The 15,137-nt window shown below is 63.2% G+C and carries 11 protein-coding genes, 1 tRNA gene and 1 pseudogene; 7 read left to right on the forward strand and 6 right to left on the reverse strand.

All coding sequences use genetic code 11. The features are described from left to right. A pseudogene (locus QZ281_RS16450) lies at positions 1–465 on the reverse strand (ubiquinone biosynthesis protein UbiB); the annotation flags it as partial. Beyond that, a complete protein-coding gene (locus QZ281_RS16455; protein ID WP_292230242.1) occupies positions 453–1,241 on the reverse strand; it encodes a class I SAM-dependent methyltransferase in 789 nt (262 codons plus the stop codon). The gene QZ281_RS16455 and the pseudogene QZ281_RS16450, both read right to left, overlap by 13 nt. Before the next feature lie 120 nt (positions 1,242–1,361). Here QZ281_RS16455 and QZ281_RS16460 point away from each other — a divergent pair, with 120 nt between their 5' ends. Together QZ281_RS16460 and QZ281_RS16465 are read left to right on the forward strand one after the other, a co-directional pair. Continuing rightward, complete coding sequence (locus QZ281_RS16460) at positions 1,362–1,667, forward strand: 4a-hydroxytetrahydrobiopterin dehydratase (protein ID WP_292230244.1); 306 nt, start codon at positions 1,362–1,364, stop codon at positions 1,665–1,667. Further along, the gene (locus QZ281_RS16465) at positions 1,664–2,458 is read left to right on the forward strand and encodes an SDR family oxidoreductase (RefSeq protein WP_292230246.1); all 795 of its coding nucleotides are present in this window, start codon (positions 1,664–1,666) and stop codon (positions 2,456–2,458) included. The genes QZ281_RS16460 and QZ281_RS16465 overlap by 4 nt, the downstream gene beginning before the upstream one ends. 41 nt (positions 2,459–2,499) lie before the next feature. On the opposite strand, the gene QZ281_RS16470 is transcribed toward QZ281_RS16465, so the two are convergent. Beyond that, a complete protein-coding gene (locus tag QZ281_RS16470; protein WP_292230248.1) occupies positions 2,500–3,783 on the reverse strand; it encodes a hypothetical protein in 1,284 nt (427 codons plus the stop codon). Between the two features lie 86 nt (positions 3,784–3,869). Between QZ281_RS16470 and QZ281_RS16475 the strand changes: the two genes are divergently transcribed. From QZ281_RS16475 to QZ281_RS16490, 4 genes are all read left to right on the forward strand, one after another. Next, positions 3,870–3,946 (forward strand) — tRNA-Arg (locus QZ281_RS16475). 1,347 nt (positions 3,947–5,293) lie between these two features. Beyond that, entirely contained in the window at positions 5,294–6,019 is a 726-nt protein-coding gene (locus QZ281_RS16480) for a response regulator transcription factor (RefSeq protein ID WP_292230250.1), read from the forward strand. A gap of 5 nt (positions 6,020–6,024) precedes the next feature. Then, positions 6,025–7,386 (forward strand): FecR domain-containing protein, encoded by a 1,362-nt coding sequence (locus QZ281_RS16485; RefSeq protein ID WP_292230252.1) that lies wholly within the window; start codon positions 6,025–6,027, stop codon positions 7,384–7,386. A gap of 92 nt (positions 7,387–7,478) precedes the next feature. Beyond that, the gene (locus QZ281_RS16490) at positions 7,479–9,713 is read left to right on the forward strand and encodes a CHASE2 domain-containing protein (protein ID WP_292230253.1); all 2,235 of its coding nucleotides are present in this window, start codon (positions 7,479–7,481) and stop codon (positions 9,711–9,713) included. Here the strand turns inward: QZ281_RS16490 and QZ281_RS16495 are convergent. Beyond that, on the reverse strand, positions 9,710–10,279 hold the full coding sequence (locus QZ281_RS16495) for a hypothetical protein (RefSeq protein WP_292230254.1): 570 nt from the start codon (positions 10,277–10,279) through the stop codon (positions 9,710–9,712). The genes QZ281_RS16490 and QZ281_RS16495 overlap by 4 nt on opposite strands. A 583-nt stretch (positions 10,280–10,862) precedes the next feature. Between QZ281_RS16495 and QZ281_RS16500 the strand changes: the two genes are divergently transcribed. Continuing rightward, positions 10,863–12,080, forward strand: a complete 1,218-nt coding sequence (locus tag QZ281_RS16500; RefSeq protein WP_292230256.1) for a hypothetical protein — start codon at positions 10,863–10,865, stop codon at positions 12,078–12,080. A gap of 3 nt (positions 12,081–12,083) precedes the next feature. Here QZ281_RS16500 and QZ281_RS16505 read toward each other — a convergent pair whose 3' ends face one another. Both QZ281_RS16505 and QZ281_RS16510 read right to left on the reverse strand, forming a co-directional pair. Next, on the reverse strand, positions 12,084–13,061 hold the full coding sequence (locus tag QZ281_RS16505; RefSeq protein ID WP_292230259.1) for an SDR family NAD(P)-dependent oxidoreductase: 978 nt from the start codon (positions 13,059–13,061) through the stop codon (positions 12,084–12,086). Then, positions 13,058–14,380, reverse strand: a complete 1,323-nt coding sequence (locus QZ281_RS16510; protein WP_292230257.1) for a UDP-glucose/GDP-mannose dehydrogenase family protein — start codon at positions 14,378–14,380, stop codon at positions 13,058–13,060. Before QZ281_RS16510 ends, QZ281_RS16505 begins: the two co-directional genes overlap by 4 nt. Positions 14,381–15,137: the final 757 nt, after the last annotated feature.

The following is a 15,137-nucleotide window of genomic DNA, read 5'->3' on the forward strand; positions in this document are numbered from 1 at the left end:
GGCGGCGGCGACCGCCGGTCCCAGATCGGTGAACAGGCTCTCGACCGGGCGGCCCAGCGACTTCTCGATCTCACGGCGGGCTTCGGCTTCCGGGAAGGGGGGCAGGGCGTCTTTCAGACGGCCCAGATCGCGCGCGAACTCCAGCCCGAAGATGTCGGCGCGGGTGGCCAGCACCTGGCCCAGTTTGATCGCCACCGGTCCCAGATGCTCGAACGCCTTGCCCAATCGCTGACCGGGTCGGCCCTGCCGTCCAGCGCGGCCCGAGAACAGCTGCACGAACCGGGCGAAGGGCCGGGTCCATGCGGGCAATAGGGGCGTGACCTCGCGCGGGACCAGGGCGTCATGGCGCACCAGCACCCACAGCCAGCCCAGCAGGCGTAAAAAAGCGGCGACCGGGTGCTGCACCGCCACGGCGGCGGGCGGCGGCGGGGCCGTGCGATAGATCCGGCTGGTCAGATCGCCCACCCGTGGTGGATGGCGGCGATCCCGCCCGACAGGTTGGTCACCGAGACGCGGCGGAATCCGGCGTCCTCGATCAGGCCCTTGAACGCCTGCTGGTCGGGGAAGCGGCGGATGCTTTCAACCAGATACTGATAGCTGTCGCGATCCTTGGCCACCCAGCCGCCGATGCGCGGAATGGCGTGGAAGGACCAGGCGTCATAGACCTTGCGGATCGGGCCGGTGGTGGGGCGCGAGAACTCAAGGCACAAGAACCGGCCGCCCGGCTTCAGCACGCGCCGTGCTTCCGACAAGGCCTTATCGATATGGGCCACATTGCGGATGCCGAAGCTGATCGAATAGGCGTCGACCGAGGCGTCGGGCAGGGGCAGGTTCATGGCGTCGCCGACCGACCAGCTCATCTCCGGCTCGCCGCCCTTGTGGACGCCCGCCAGGATCATCTCGGCGTTGTAGTCCATGACGATGACATTGGCGTCGTCACCGCCGCGCCGTTCTTGCGCCGCGCGCGCCATTTTGGAATAGCGCCGGGCCATGTCGCCGGTGCCGCCCGCCACGTCCAGAATGGTCTCACCCGGACGCGGGTTCAGCTTGTTGGCGGCGATGTCCTTCCAGATGCGGTGGACGCCCACGCTCATCAGGTCGTTCATGACATCGTAGTTTGAGGCCACGGAATCGAAGACCCCGCGCACCATCTTCACCTTTTCGCGCGCATCGACGTCGCGGAAGCCGAAGGAAGAACGGTCGCCCTGCGAATGCGGGCCGTGCGAGGAGGCGTCTGTCATGCGCGATGATCTAGCGCGTCGCTGCGCCGCCGTCACCCGATCAGGCGGTTTCAGCGTGAAGTTCAGGACGCTTGCCGCGCTCCATCCGGCGCCCTACGCCAAAGAAAAAGAGGAAACCTGATGACTGACGCTAGACTGGATGTCGCCGAGGCGCTGAAGGCGCTGCCTGCATGGGTCGCCGATGACGGCGACCGCCCCGCCATCACCCGCACACTGAAGTTCGCCGACTTCAACGCCGCCTTCGGCTTCATGACCCGCGTGGCCCTGCTGGCGGACAAGATGGATCATCATCCCGAATGGTCGAACGTCTATAATCGCGTCGAGATTCTGCTGACGACCCATGACGCCGATGGCGTGACCGAAAAGGACGTGGCGCTGGCCCGTTTCATCGACGAAGCCGCCGCCAGCCTGGGAGCAAAAGCATGAGCGCCGTTCGTTCCGGCCGGGTTTCCGGCAAGAAGGCCCTGATCACCGGCGCGGCTGGCGGTCTGGGCGAGGCGATGGCTTTCATGCTGGCGCGCGAAGGCGCGACGGTGGCCGTGTCCGACATCGACGTCGATCGCGCAACTGCGCTGGCGGGCCGCATCAATGCCGAAATCCCCGGCGCCGCCTTCGCCTATGCCCATGACGTGGCCAGCGAGGATGACTGGACCCGCGTCATCGAGGCCGTGGCCGCCGATCTGGGTGGTCTGTCTGTGCTGGTGAACAATGCCGGGATCGGCGGGCCGCTGGCCTTGGTGGAGCAGGACACGGTCGAGAACTGGCAGCGTCAGTACGAGATCAACCTGCGCTCCATCATGCTGGGCGCCAAACACGCCATGCCGCATCTGCGCGCGGCGGCCCCGGCCTCTATCATCAATATCTCGTCAATCGCCGGTCTGGCGGCGGCGCCGGGCATGGGCGCCTATAACGCCACCAAGGCGGGCGTGTGGATGTACACCAAGACCCTGGCGCTGGAGGCGGCCAAGGCCGACTGGAATGTGCGCTGCAACTCGGTCCACCCCGTCTTCATCAAGACCCCGATCCTGGACCCCTTCATCGCCATGGCCGGCGGCGACGAGGCCAAGGCGGCGGAACGTCTGGCTCGCGGCATCCCGCTGAAGCGGATCGGTGAACCCGACGACGTGGCCTACTGCGTCCTCTATCTGGCGTCGGACGAATCCAAATTCGTCACCGGCTCCGAGTTCAAGATCGACGGCGGCATGACCGCGCAATGATCGCTTCTCCTCCCCATCCGTGATGGGGAGGAGGCTGCGCCTCAGTCAGCCAGATCCACTGGCAGGATCTGGCTGGACAACAGGGTCCGCATCCCCGCCCAGTGATCCGGCCCCTGACGCTCGACCCAGGCCTGAACCGTGTCGCGGCCCAGTCCGTAGTTGATGATGTAGCTGCGATAGGTGTCGATGAACCGCAACCGCTGCGCCGCCTTGGCCGGTTCGGTCAGGGTGTATTTGGCCAGTTGTGCAATCGCCTCCTCGCGCCCGATCCGGCCCGACAGATAGTCGTCGGCGATGGTGTATTCCGCCCGCGCCAACTCGCGTGTCAGGGCCATCAACTGCGCCTTCTTCTCCGCAGTCGCCGGGTCCAGACCGGCCAGCGGGAACAGGACCGTCTTTTCGAAATCGACGCCCTCATGGCCCGGAAACGCCAGGTCGATGCCATAGTTGGCGCTGCCTTCGGCGTCGAAGGACATGGGGCTGAACAGCGGGTAGACGCTCATCTCGACCCAGCCGCGATCCCGCACAAAGGTCTGTTCCAGCAGCGCATTATAGACGTGGTGGCCGGGGTATCCCTCATGGCAGCCCAGATCGATGGCGCGCTCGGTGTAGATGGGAAAGTCGGCGTTGATCTCGATCTTGGACGCGGCGTTGCCCTGATAATAATTATAGCCCGACCACGGCTTGTCGCCGACAAAGGCCAGGGTGAAGCTCTCGTTTGCGGGCAGGGGAATATGCGCCAGCGTCCGCTTGCGGCACTCGGCGATGGCGGCGTCCATCACCACCTGCAGCCGGTCCTTGGGAATGACATAGTGCGACTTGAACGCCGTCACCCGATCGGTCAGCGAACCCTCGCCGGGGATCAGGGCGTCGATCCGCGCCAGCACGGGGTCATAGTTGCTCAGCGGCTTCAACACAGGTCGCACGCCGAACAGGGCCTCGGCTTCGTCTGCGAAGCTCAGCTTCTCGCCGCCCAGCATCCGCAGGCGCGCATCCGCCGCCGCCACATGGGCCAGCAGGTACTTGCGCCGCTGAACCACCATTGGGTCGGGATCGGCCGCAGGCAGGGCGTTCAACCGCGCGGTCAGCGCTTCGGCCCCGGCTTTTAACTCGGCCACGGTGCGCGGATGAGCCTTGGCCGCCGCCTTCCATTCCGCCGGGCCGTAATAGGCGTCGACATAGCCCGGCTCGCGTTCGCCGATCTCCAGCGTCAGCGCCACATAGTCGCGCGCCACGGCGTCCAGACTATCTGTCGGTGTCTTGGGCGCGCCCGCAGTCGCACAGCTCGCCAGCATCAGAATGCAGCCCAGAACCCATCCGCGCATACAATCCTCCCGGTAAGTGGCGCATTCGGGATTGAGGCCACCCGCGCCTTGCTGTAAGCGGCGTCACTCTGGCGTCAAGCCGATATGCACCCGTAGCTCAGCTGGATAGAGTGCTGCCCTCCGAAGGCAGAGGTCACAGGTTCGAATCCTGTCGGGTGCGCCACTTCGGTTTAAAACCGAGAACTCCGCCAGTGGCGGCCTAAACTCCCACCACCAGCCGCACCGGCCGCAGATTTTTGGCGTAAGCGGCTGCATCGACTGTGAGCCTGAAATCCACCGTGGAACGCGCGAGGGCGTGCCTGCATATCGCCGCCAGCAGGGGCGCCGAAATCCTACCTACGGGCCATCGGCCGGTTGGAAAACGGATGCTCACGCTCGGTCTTCAGATTGTAAAATGAGGTGAATTTCGCGCGCAGGAACTTGCCTCGGTGTGTGCCGTGAACGACGACTGAACCGTCGCTCGGTTTCGGCCTTCACGACACGACGGCCCGCCGCACCCCCCAACGGCAAAGCGGGCCGTCATCTATGTTCGGAGGGGGCGAGCATGAAGGATCCAGAGAGAGGGCCCCCGCTTTGGGCTCCCGCACCGAAGCCGGTCAGGTCGTGGTCGGCCCGATTGGCGCTGGCCGTCCTCGTCGCCTGCAATTTCGTGACCTGGGGCGTGATTGCTGTGGTGATCTACCTGCTGGTTCACGCCGTCGCCTCATAGCGGCGAGAACGCTTCATCAACGGTCCGATATTGGGCGGTGCAGATTGCCCCGGAGCAGGAGGCGTCGCGATATTAACCTAAAAGGCCTGTTTCAAATTGTCAGGCAGGTGGTCCACGTCGTGGTCGCGAAAAGGGCGCAGGCCAATCTTGGAAGGCCGCACACGAACGGGCCTTTCTGACGAAAGTGTAACGTCATTCCCGTTCGATAATTCAGCCCTATAGTTTTGGAGTTGTGGCCGGGGTCATGACGCGTTGATGGGTTTTGCAGTCTGGGCCGGCGCGGAGGCGAGTGTATCGCTCTTTTTCGCCCCCGATCTTTGCGGAGGCGCGGGCGGGACAGTGACGCCTCTTTCCTTGAGGATTTCGCGGACAATGTTTCCCGCGCCCAGAATGGGCAGGGGCTGGCCGAAGGTTTCGCGCCACAGGGCGTCGAGGGCGGCGTCGTCTGGGCTGAGTACGCGGGTTGCGGGATTTGCGCTTGAAGGATTGGTCATCGCAATTGCTCGCCTCATCGGCTGCGACTCGACCTTGGAAACCACGGGCGAGCCCGGCCCGCCATCTGTCACGAAGGCGGCCTTCAGCTGTTATGGCTACGCTAGCAGCGTCTGACGTCGCGTATTGTAAACGATTGTCCGCACGCGGAATTCGCCCGTCCTGGTCGACAACTGTGGGCCGGTTCGGCTTATAGGAGCCGCATCGAAGGGGCGTTTGAGGTTACAACTCTTTACTGCTCACAGTGAAGCTGACTGCTCCAGGCGGCGCCATCGGGTTAAAAGGGCGGAAATCATGGGTGGAGACTCGATGAAGATCGCCGTGCTCGACGACGATCCGGTGCAGTTGGCGGCCATCAGGGCTGTGGTTCAGGACGCCGGTTATCGTGCGACGGGATTCTCCCGTTCCAGCGCCCTGTTGTCAGCGCTGCGCCGAGACACCTTTGATCTGATGGTGCTGGACTGGAACCTGCCGGACCGTTCGGGTCTGGAGGTGATCGGCTGGGTGCGGCTGAATGTGGACCCTGCGCCACCGATGCTGCTGGTCACCAGCCGGACCGACGACGCCGATATTGTTGCGGGTCTGGAGGCCGGCGCTGATGATTATCTGACCAAGCCGATTTCGCCCGAAGTTCTGGCCGCCCGCATCGCCGCCCTGTTGCGGCGCGCCTATCCGGGACGAGCCCATGGCGGGACCGAGACCCATGCGGGCCTGTCCTTTGACCCCGCCATGTCCACCGTGGCCGTGCGCGGCGATAGCGTCACCTTGACGGCCCGTGAATTCTCTCTGGCCCTGGTGCTGTTTCGCAATCTCCACCGCGCCCTCTCACGCAGCTATCTTGCCGAATCCGCCTGGGGCAGCGAGCCCGACCTGAACAGCCGTTCGCTGGACATGCATGTGTCGCGGGTGCGCTCCAAACTGGGTTTGCGGCCCGAGAACGGCTTTCGACTGACACCGGTCTATAGTTATGGCTATCGGCTGGAGCGTCTGGCTGGCGCCGAGCGCGACGCGCCGCTGAAGGACGATGAACAATGAGGCGTATGGGCCTGCGACACCTGGTGGCGGCGACGATCATCGGCGCCAGTCTGACTGCGACGATCTGTGTGGATTCGGTTTCGGCGCAGACCAGCACGACACCCAAGCGTCCGACGGTCGATTATGTCATGAAGCCTGGAGACACGCTTTCGGACCTGGCCCGCGCCTATCTGCTGCGGGTGTCTGATTATCAGCAGGTTCAACGCCTGAACCGTGTGCGCAATGATCGGCGCATGGCGGTAGGCCGCGTGGTTCAGTTTCCCGTGGATCTGTTGCGGACGGAACCGGCCCAGGCCCGGATCGCCAGCTTTCGCGGTGCTGTGACGATCCAGCAGGGCGGCCAGAGCGCCCCGCCGACGGTCGGCCAGATCGTCACCGAGGATGCGGTCATCGCCACCGGCGCAAACGCTTTTGTGCGACTGGGCCTGCCCGACGGCGGTCATGTGACGTTGCCGTCGCAGAGCCGGGTGCGTGTCGGGCGTTTGCGGACCATTCTGCTGAATGGAGCTCTGGATCAGGAGATGCGCGTCGAGACTGGACGCGCCGAGGCCAGCGTCGCCCCGGTGCGGGTGCCGGGCGGTTTCGCCATCCGAACGCCGGTTTCAGTCTCTGCCGTCCGCGGCACCCAGTTCCGCGTGTCCTATGATGATGCGGTCGATCGCGCGGCCACTGAGGTGATCGAGGGTCTGGTCGGCGTCTCGACGCAGGGCGTGACGGGCGAAGATGCCGCCTTGGAAGCTGAGGCGCGCCAGGGCGTGGTCTCGGCCAAGGGGAAGGCATATCTGACGGCTCTGGCGCCCGCGCCTGACCTGCTGCAACCCGACAGGATCCAGAGCGCCGCCGCCGTGTCCCTGATGCTCAAGCCCCAGGACGACATCGCCTATTATCGCGCGCGGTTGGGCAATGACGCCGGGATGATCGACGCCTTTGCAGAGGCGCGCAGCAACACGTCGGACGACGCCGTTGTGTTCGATCAACTGGATGACGGCGCCTATTTCGTGCGCCTGACCGCGGTGACGGCTGACGGCGTCGAAGGATTGGCTTCAAACTACAGCCTGCTGCGCGCCCGAAACGGGCTCAGTAATCTGGCCGCCTCGGTGTTTGGCCGGGGACGCGAGCGGCGCTTCCTGTTCCGCTGGGAGGCGCAGGGCGCGGGTGATGTGCATTTCCGCTTCCAGATCCGTCCGGTTTCCACGGCCCCGGACGTTCAGCCCGTGATCGATGAGGTTCGGCTGGACGCGCCTGAGATCACCCTGACCGGGTTGAAGCCCGGAGATTATGAATGGCGCGTTCGGGCGACGCGACAGGCGTTTGGCCGTATTCTGGAAACCTGGTCCGAGCCGCAGACGCTCCACATCGGTCGCTGACGGTCTTGGCCGAGGAGCGCGCCCGATTGTCGACGGGTAGGCAGGGCCTACGTCCCGTGGGCGCCGTCGGGCGGGGGTTCATAGCCAGGGCCTTGGTTGAATGGGCTCTGGTCGGCGTCTTGACCTCGGCTCTGGTGATCTGGCTGTCGCTGACGGCGGCGACCGCTCGGCCGGACAATATGATCTATGACGCCTGGATGCGGATGCGCGCGGGGCCGACCAGCGAGCAGATCGTGATCGTCGCCATCGACAACCGCAGTCTGGAGGCCCTGGGGCGTTGGCCCTGGCCACGCCAGATTCATGCCGATCTGATCGACAGGCTGGCGCAGGTGCAGGCCAAGGCGGTCGGCTATGACGTCCTGTTCGTAGAGCCCTCGGCCAGCGGCGACGCGGATCTGGCGCGCGCAATCCGTTCGGCAGGCAATGTCTATCTGCCCATGCTGGTTGACCCGGTCGGGGAAAACGGAGCCCCGTGGCAGGCGACCGAGCCCATCCCCGAACTGCGCGCTGCGGCTGCTGGTCTGGGGCACGTCAATCTGGTCGTGGACGATGACGGCGTCGTCCGCCGGATGCCGCTTTTTCTCTCAGCGAGTCAGTCGTCATGGCCGCATCTGGCCGCCCAACTGACACGGACAGTAAACCCGCGCCCAGGCGTCGTCGCCTCGGATCAGGCCCAGTCCGTCGCTCACCTGACCGGCAAAGGGGCGGTGCTGGTCAGCTATCGTGGTCCGCCCGGTCAGTTCCGTACGGTGTCTTTTGTCGATCTGCTGCGCGGCGAAACACCTTCAGCCTTTCTGACCGGAAAACTGGTTCTGGTCGGCATGACCGGAGACGGACAGGGCGACCGATACGCCACGCCGACCACGGGTGAGGGCCAGTTGATGCCCGGCGTCGAAATCCAGGCCAGCCTGGTCGACACCCTGTTGCATCATGACGCCGTCACGCCGACGCCGCTGCTCTGGGTCGCCCTGTTGTCGCTGATACCGCTGTGGCTTTTGATGGGCGGGCTGTTGCTGCTGCGTCCGCTGTGGAGCCTGATTGCCGGCGCTGGTCTTGCGGTCACGCTTTTGGCGATCAGCGCGACGGCCTTCCGGCTCGGTGTCTGGTTCCCGCCGCTTGCGGCGATGGCGGGCCTGGCTCTGGCCTATCCGTTGTGGAGTTGGCGGCGGCTGGCGGCGGCATCCGCCTATATGCAGGTTGAGGTGGACGCCTTTGCGCGTTCTGGCGCCGCGCCACGCGCCGTCACCACCTTGGCGGGCGGGGATGTCGTGGCGCGACAGGTGGAGACGCTGAGGACGGCGGTGTCGGACCTGCGCGATATGGAACGGTTCATTTCCGACGCCCTGCACAGTCTGCCGGACGCCACACTGGTCGTCAGCGAGACTGGCGCGGTCGTCATGGCCAATGCGCAGGCTCAGGTGCTGTTTGGCCGGGGCGAACTGACCGGCGCGCCGCTGGCGCCCTTGCTGAAGGCCATCGGTGGTCTGGGTTCAGAAGGTCAGGGCGCCGAAGAGAGCATCGAGCCCGTTGAAATCGCCACCCCGACGGGCCGTCGGGTGTTCGTCAGTTCCGCGCCCCTGGTTGATGCGAACGGTGTGGCCCAGGGACGGATCGTGCGGCTGGCTGACATGACCGAGTTCCGGTTGGCGGAACGCCAGCGCGAACAGGCGCTGCAACTTCTCAGTCATGACATGCGGGCGCCGCAGGTCTCGATCCTGACCCTGTTAAGCGGCGCGCACGACCGGGCTGACCCCGCGTTTGAGCGTCGGATCGCCGACAATGCGCGCCTGACCCTGACCCTGGCCGAGGGCTATGTGCAGTTGGCGCGGGCCGAATCCCAAATCCTGGGCGACGCCGTGTTCGATCTGTCCCAGGTCCTGCTGGACGCCGCCGACACCATGTGGCCCCAGGCCTCGCAGCGGGGCGTGAGAATCGAAGCTGATGCTGATGCCGACGGCGGGGAGTATCTGGTGCGCGGCGATCAGGGCCTGATCACCCGCGTGTTGATGAATCTGATCGATAACGCGATCAAATTCAGCCCCGCCGATAGTGTTGTGAACTGTTCTGTCGTGGCGGGTGAAAACGCGGGGCAGGCGGTCTGGGTCTGCACCGTGCGCGACCATGGCGAGGGCATGAGCGCAGAAACGCTTCACCGCCTGTTCGAACCCTTCTCAAAGGGTGAGACGGATCGGCCCGGCGCCGGTCTGGGATTGGCCTTCGCCCGTACGGTCATAGAGCGCCACGGCGGCGATATTCGTTGTGAAACCAGGCCGGGCGAGGGCGCGGCCTTCATCATCCGTCTGCCGCAGGCGATTGAGACGGCTTAAGGGGCTGGACGCGGCGTCTGAGGGGCTTGCGCCGCCAGCGCCGCCGCCGCCAGCAGGGCGATTGTTCTGGCCTCTTCTGACGCGGCGGGCTTGTCTGGCATGGCCGTCAGGGAGGCGCTGATGCGGGCCGTCTCGACGCCGGTCTTCGGCGCGATCAGCGACAGGATCAAAACCCGCACCTGTTTGTCCTGACGCCACCAGCGATGCGGAGAGGGCGATCGCAGCCAGACCGTGTCCTCGGTCGAAGGCTCCGCCCCTTGATAGGCGCCGGTCGTCGCCGGTCGGACGGCGTACAGGGCGTCCAGCCGCCAGTCCGCGCTGGCCTCGGGCGCCTCGCGCCAGCCTGCGTTCGATAAGGCGTTGCGCAGACTATTCGCGACGATCGGGTCCATCGGATGCTCCGACGAGGACAGGCTGTAGGTCGAGACCGATCCCAGATCGATTACGCCAAGCGGCCGTTCGACGATCAGCTTTGGCGACGACGCGCAGGCGACGAGCGTCAGCCCGCCCGCCATCACAGCCGCCAGCCCGAAAGATTTGGAGAACAGTCGCGCCCGATAAGTCATGGCCGTGACTCTAGGCCGAAACTGAGCCGTATTGAACCGCCCAACCTGTGTTCCAAATCGCCTCCCATCGCTAGTTCGTCTGCAAGTTCCACCTGCCGATCGCGCCATATTGATAAGTCGGTGACCCTGCCAGGCCACGTCGCAAGACGCACAGATGTTGTGGAGGTCGACGCCATGAAACGACGTCGTAAGAATGTGTCTATCTTTCCTGTGCGATGTGTTGATTTAGGTGAATGGTGTAGGCCGAATATTTTTTCCTGGTTGGTGCATTGATTCAATGTTTAGTGTTTATTTTTAAGTGTGCTTAGGTCGTAGTTTTTTAATGTCGATTGTCGCTTAAGGTGTGTAACCTGGAAAACTTATGATCAGTATCGGTGCTTGATGTACGTATTTATGCGTACTGTTGAGGTGTTATATTTTCGATACTTTTGTTTACACTCCATGAAGTGGTGGGGTTCGTTTGACGATCTTGTTTCTGCTGATGGTTGTGCTGTTTTCTGGCGTGAGGTGGTGAGTGGCGGATCTGACGGCCTCTTTGTCCTTCGATGAGATTGCCACGGATAATCGTGCGTCGGTTCGGCGTATGAACGCCTCTGGCCTTGTCGCCCGTGGCCAGGTCTTCCTGCTGTGTCTGGATGCGATTCGGGACAAGCTGGGCAATCGTTGGCCGCGCCGGGCGGATATGGTCTGGGAAAGCGTCGAGCGAATCCTGTCCAAGCAGATGCCCTTGCCTGACGTGTTTGTGCGACTCAACGACACGACCATTCTGGCCGCAATCGCTACGGTCGAAGGCTACGAAGGCTATCTGCGATGTCAGGATGTTCTGTGCACGACGTTGCGCTTCTTCCTGGGTGCAGAGGTCGATGGCGCTGCGAGCGTGACCTATGTTGTAGAGATCACCGATAGTGAGATTCGTCATAGTCCGGTGTGGGACGGGCCGACGGAGCTTCCGCTGATCGCCAAGCCTGAAACTGAAGCCAGGGCGAGGTTGAGGGGCGACGCGGGTTATGACGGTTCGCACGAGGGGGCGTCGCCGGAAACCTGGAAGCCGCCCCTGTCCAAGCGTCGGTTCGATGCACCCTTCCTCTCGATGCAGCATGGCAAGGTGGCGATGCATTTCGAAGTCGTGCCGGTGCGCCGACTGGATCAGGGAAAGGTCGGCGCCTACGCCATCCGTCGCCATCTGCCGCCTCGCATTCCGGCCCTGTCCGAAATCGACCGCGAGCAGATGGACCTGGCCCTGATGGAGCAGTTGAACAGTCTGCTCGAAGAATACCGCAACGAGCATGGCGGCTTTGCTTTGATCGTGCCGGTCAGTTTCGTCAGCGCCTCTGCACGGCGACCGCGTCGCGCCATCGTGGAGCGATGCGGCAATGTGCTCGACGTCATGCGTCAGGCCGTGATCGCAGAGGTCGAGGGCTTTGGCGTCGGGGCTCCCGCTGGTCTGATCTATGAGACGGCGGCGATGATGAAGCCTTTCTTCCGGGCCTTGACCGCGGGAGTCTCTACTGTGGCGGAGGCCAAGACGGTCATCAATAATTACGCCTTCAGCGGCATGGCGATCGACGCCAGCGTCGTGGGGCAGCGACGTGACGCCCTGATCCAGATGGCGCACGCGCGCACAAATAATGTGATGGTCCATCGCGTGGTCGAAATGGGCGATGAAATCCATCTGAAATCCATCGGCGCCAGCCACGTCACCTATCTGAACCGTAAGCAGCCGACGGTGGACGAAGGCTTGTCAGCCGCCTCGCCGGAGTTGCCTTGGGACTGGGCGCGGGCGGTGCCGCAAGCCGAGTAGGGCTCAACCGTTCTCGTACCCGCGCCACCATTTGACGAACTGCTCCAGCCCGTCCTTCAGCGGCACCTTGGGCTGATAGCCGGTCAGGGCGTTCAGCTTGGAGACGTCGGCATAGGTGGCGGTGACGTCGCCGGGCTGCATCGGGCGCATGATCTTGTCCGCCTTGGCGCCGAGGGCGTCTTCCAGCGTGGAGATCATCTCCATCAGGCCGACAGGCTGGCTGTCGCCGATGTTGTAGACCTCGTGCGAACCTTGCGGCGGCGGGTTGTCCAGCACGCCGACGATGCCGTCGACGATGTCGTCGATATAGGTGAAGTCACGAGCCATCTGGCCCTCGCCGTAAACCTCGATGGCCTCGCCGCGCGCGATCTTCCGGGTGAAGCTGAAGTAGGCCATGTCCGGACGGCCCCAGGGCCCATAGACGGTGAAGAACCGTAGGCCTGATTGGGGGAACCCGTACAGCCTGGCGTAGCTTTGGCTCAGCAGTTCGCACGAGCGTTTGGTGGCGGCGTACAGCGAGACGGGATCGACCGTCGGGTCGTCTTCGCGGAAGCCCGCCCCCTCAAGTGGTCGGTCGCCATAGACCGAACTGGACGAGGCATAGACCAGGTGTTTCACGCCGTTGTGGCGCGCGGCCTCCATGATCGACAGGTGACCCGCCAGGTTGGAGCGCTCATAGGCGAAGGGGTTCTCGATCGAGTAGCGGACGCCCGCCTGAGCGGCCAGATGCACGATCCGCTTGGCCCCGCTGTCGGCGACCAGGGCCTTCATCTGCTCGTGGTCAGCGATGTCGGCCCGGACCATGCGGAAGCCCTCGCGCGCTTCCAGCCGTGCGGCGCGGGCCTCTTTCAGCGCCGGGTCGTAATAGTCGTTGAAGACATCGACGCCGATCACGGTCTCGCCGCGGTCGAGCAGGCGCTCGGCCGTGTGCATGCCGATGAACCCGGCTGCGCCTGTGACGATGATCGGCGTCGCCATCAGCCGCGTCCGATGCCGGAGTATTTGAACCCGCGCTTGAGCATGTCGTCGGAGCGGTAGACGTTCCTCAGATCGACCAGCACCGGCTGGTTCATCAGTTGCTTGACCCGGTCCAGATCGAGCGCGCGGAACTGGTCCCATTCGGTGACGATGACCACGGCGTCAGCGCCCGTGACGGCCTCATAGGCGCTGGCCTTCATGGAAACGCCGTCCAGCAGCTTGGCGGCCTCGTGCATGCCCTCGGGGTCGAAGGCCTGGACCTTGGCGCCGGCGGCGATCAGGGCGGGGGCGATATCCAGCGATGGCGCATCGCGCATGTCGTCGGTGTTGGGCTTGAAGGTCAGACCCAGCAGGGCGACCGTCTTGCCCGCGACACTGTCGCCAAGTGTCGTCTCGACCCGGCCAGCCATCGCCTTCTTGCGGGCATCGTTCACCTCGACCGTGGTCTCGATCAGGCGAACGGGGGCGTTGTACTGCTGGGCCGTGCGGACCAGGGCGATGGTGTCCTTGGGGAAGCAGGAGCCGCCGTAGCCCGGACCGGCGTGCAGGAACTTAGAGCCGATCCGCTTGTCCAGACCAATGCCGCGCGCGACTTGCTGCACGTCGGCGCCGACGGCTTCGCACAGGTCGGCCATCTCGTTGATGAAGGTGATCTTCATCGCCAGGAAGGCGTTGGCGGCGTATTTGATCAGTTCTGAGGTGCGGCGGCCCACAAACAGCAACGGGCTCTCGTTCAGGTTCAGCGGACGGTACAGTTCGCCCATCACGCCCTTGGCGCGCTGACCCACATCGCCATCAATATCGTTGACGCCGATCACCACCCGGTCAGGGCGTTTGAAGTCGCCGATGGCTGCGCCTTCGCGCAGAAACTCGGGGTTCGACACCACGGCGAAGTCAGCGTTGGGGTTGGCTTTCCTGATGATGGCCTCGACCTCGTCGCCGGTGCCGACCGGGACGGTCGACTTGGTGACCACGACGGTGAAGCCGTCGATCAGGCCTGCAATCTCTTCGGCGGCCGCATAGACGTAAGACAGGTCCGCATGACCGTCGCCGCGACGGGTCGGGGTGCCGACGGCGATGAAGACCGCATCGGCGTTGCGGATGGCCTCGGCGCCATCCAGGGTGAAGAATAGTCGGCCTTCGCGCACATTGGTCGCGACCAGATCATCCAGGCCCGGCTCATAGATCGGGATCTCGCCGCCGTTCAGACGCTCGATCTTGGACGGGTCCTTGTCGATACAGGTCACCACGTGACCAAAGTCGGCAAAACAGGCCCCTGACACCAGGCCAACATAGCCGGTGCCGATCATCGCAACGCGCATAAAGTCTCTCCAGGCGGTCGGCGTGTGCACCGCCGATCTTTGGCCTGATAGCAGATGGCAGCAGCCGTGCGACAGTCTCTCACTGGGCGCGTTGAAAAATGGAGTAAGGGGGGGGCGGAATTCAAATGTTACTGGGTTGAGCGACCCTATATCGTTCCAATTGAGTGCTTAAGTGCTCTGCTAGGCGTTTCCTAACGGACCTGTTTTTATTTTTTCGGCGAGCGCGGCAAGTTCTTCGGCTATGGGGAGTCCGGAGTTCCGAGCTAGGTTGGATAAAGTGATAAGTACCTTTTTGATGTGCAATTCTATGGAATTGTCCTGCATCGAGTAGGCTCCGAATCGAAAAAGTGTTGGTTTTGTTGGATTGTGGTCAGTTTTTGACCGAATCATTTTTGCTGACGTGGCAAATTTAATTACTTATTTCAAGTTCTATCATGATTCATGCCTTGAGACTTGTGTCTCTTCTTGTCCTTTAATTTATGTTTTCACTATCATACTGAATGCCTACCGCGAGAGATTGTGCGGTATGTGTATGTAAAATTACGTACAAATTTCTATTTGTAGCATTTACCAATTCCCCTCAACTTTGACGTGAAGTTTGGTGATCGGAGTGTGAGATGGGAAGTGCCGTCAATCAACGTGCCGTCGAAACTTATGCGATCCAGATGTACGCAGAGTTGGCGGCATTATTGGAGAGAGCTGGTGACGTGCCTCTGAATTTTCATCCAGCGGCGACCAGAGTCCTTGGGTTAGTTAC

The organism is Brevundimonas sp. (assembly GCF_018608325.1).
GTDB lineage: Bacteria > Pseudomonadota > Alphaproteobacteria > Caulobacterales > Caulobacteraceae > Brevundimonas.

Excerpts from the sequence above, each read along its gene's own strand:
- QZ281_RS16495 (WP_292230254.1), bottom strand. The coding sequence starts at position 10,279 with ATGACTTATCGGGCGCGACTGTTCTCCAAATCTTTCGGGCTGGCGGCT.
- QZ281_RS16460 (WP_292230244.1), top strand. The coding sequence starts at position 1,362 with ATGACTGACGCTAGACTGGATGTCGCCGAGGCGCTGAAGGCGCTGCCT.
- QZ281_RS16470 (WP_292230248.1), bottom strand. The coding sequence starts at position 3,783 with ATGCGCGGATGGGTTCTGGGCTGCATTCTGATGCTGGCGAGCTGTGCG.
- QZ281_RS16485 (WP_292230252.1), top strand. The coding sequence starts at position 6,025 with ATGGGCCTGCGACACCTGGTGGCGGCGACGATCATCGGCGCCAGTCTG.
- QZ281_RS16480 (WP_292230250.1), top strand. The coding sequence starts at position 5,294 with ATGAAGATCGCCGTGCTCGACGACGATCCGGTGCAGTTGGCGGCCATC.
- QZ281_RS16500 (WP_292230256.1), top strand. The coding sequence starts at position 10,863 with ATGAACGCCTCTGGCCTTGTCGCCCGTGGCCAGGTCTTCCTGCTGTGT.
- QZ281_RS16465 (WP_292230246.1), top strand. The coding sequence starts at position 1,664 with ATGAGCGCCGTTCGTTCCGGCCGGGTTTCCGGCAAGAAGGCCCTGATC.
- QZ281_RS16455 (WP_292230242.1), bottom strand. The coding sequence starts at position 1,241 with ATGACAGACGCCTCCTCGCACGGCCCGCATTCGCAGGGCGACCGTTCT.
- QZ281_RS16510 (WP_292230257.1), bottom strand. The coding sequence starts at position 14,380 with ATGCGCGTTGCGATGATCGGCACCGGCTATGTTGGCCTGGTGTCAGGG.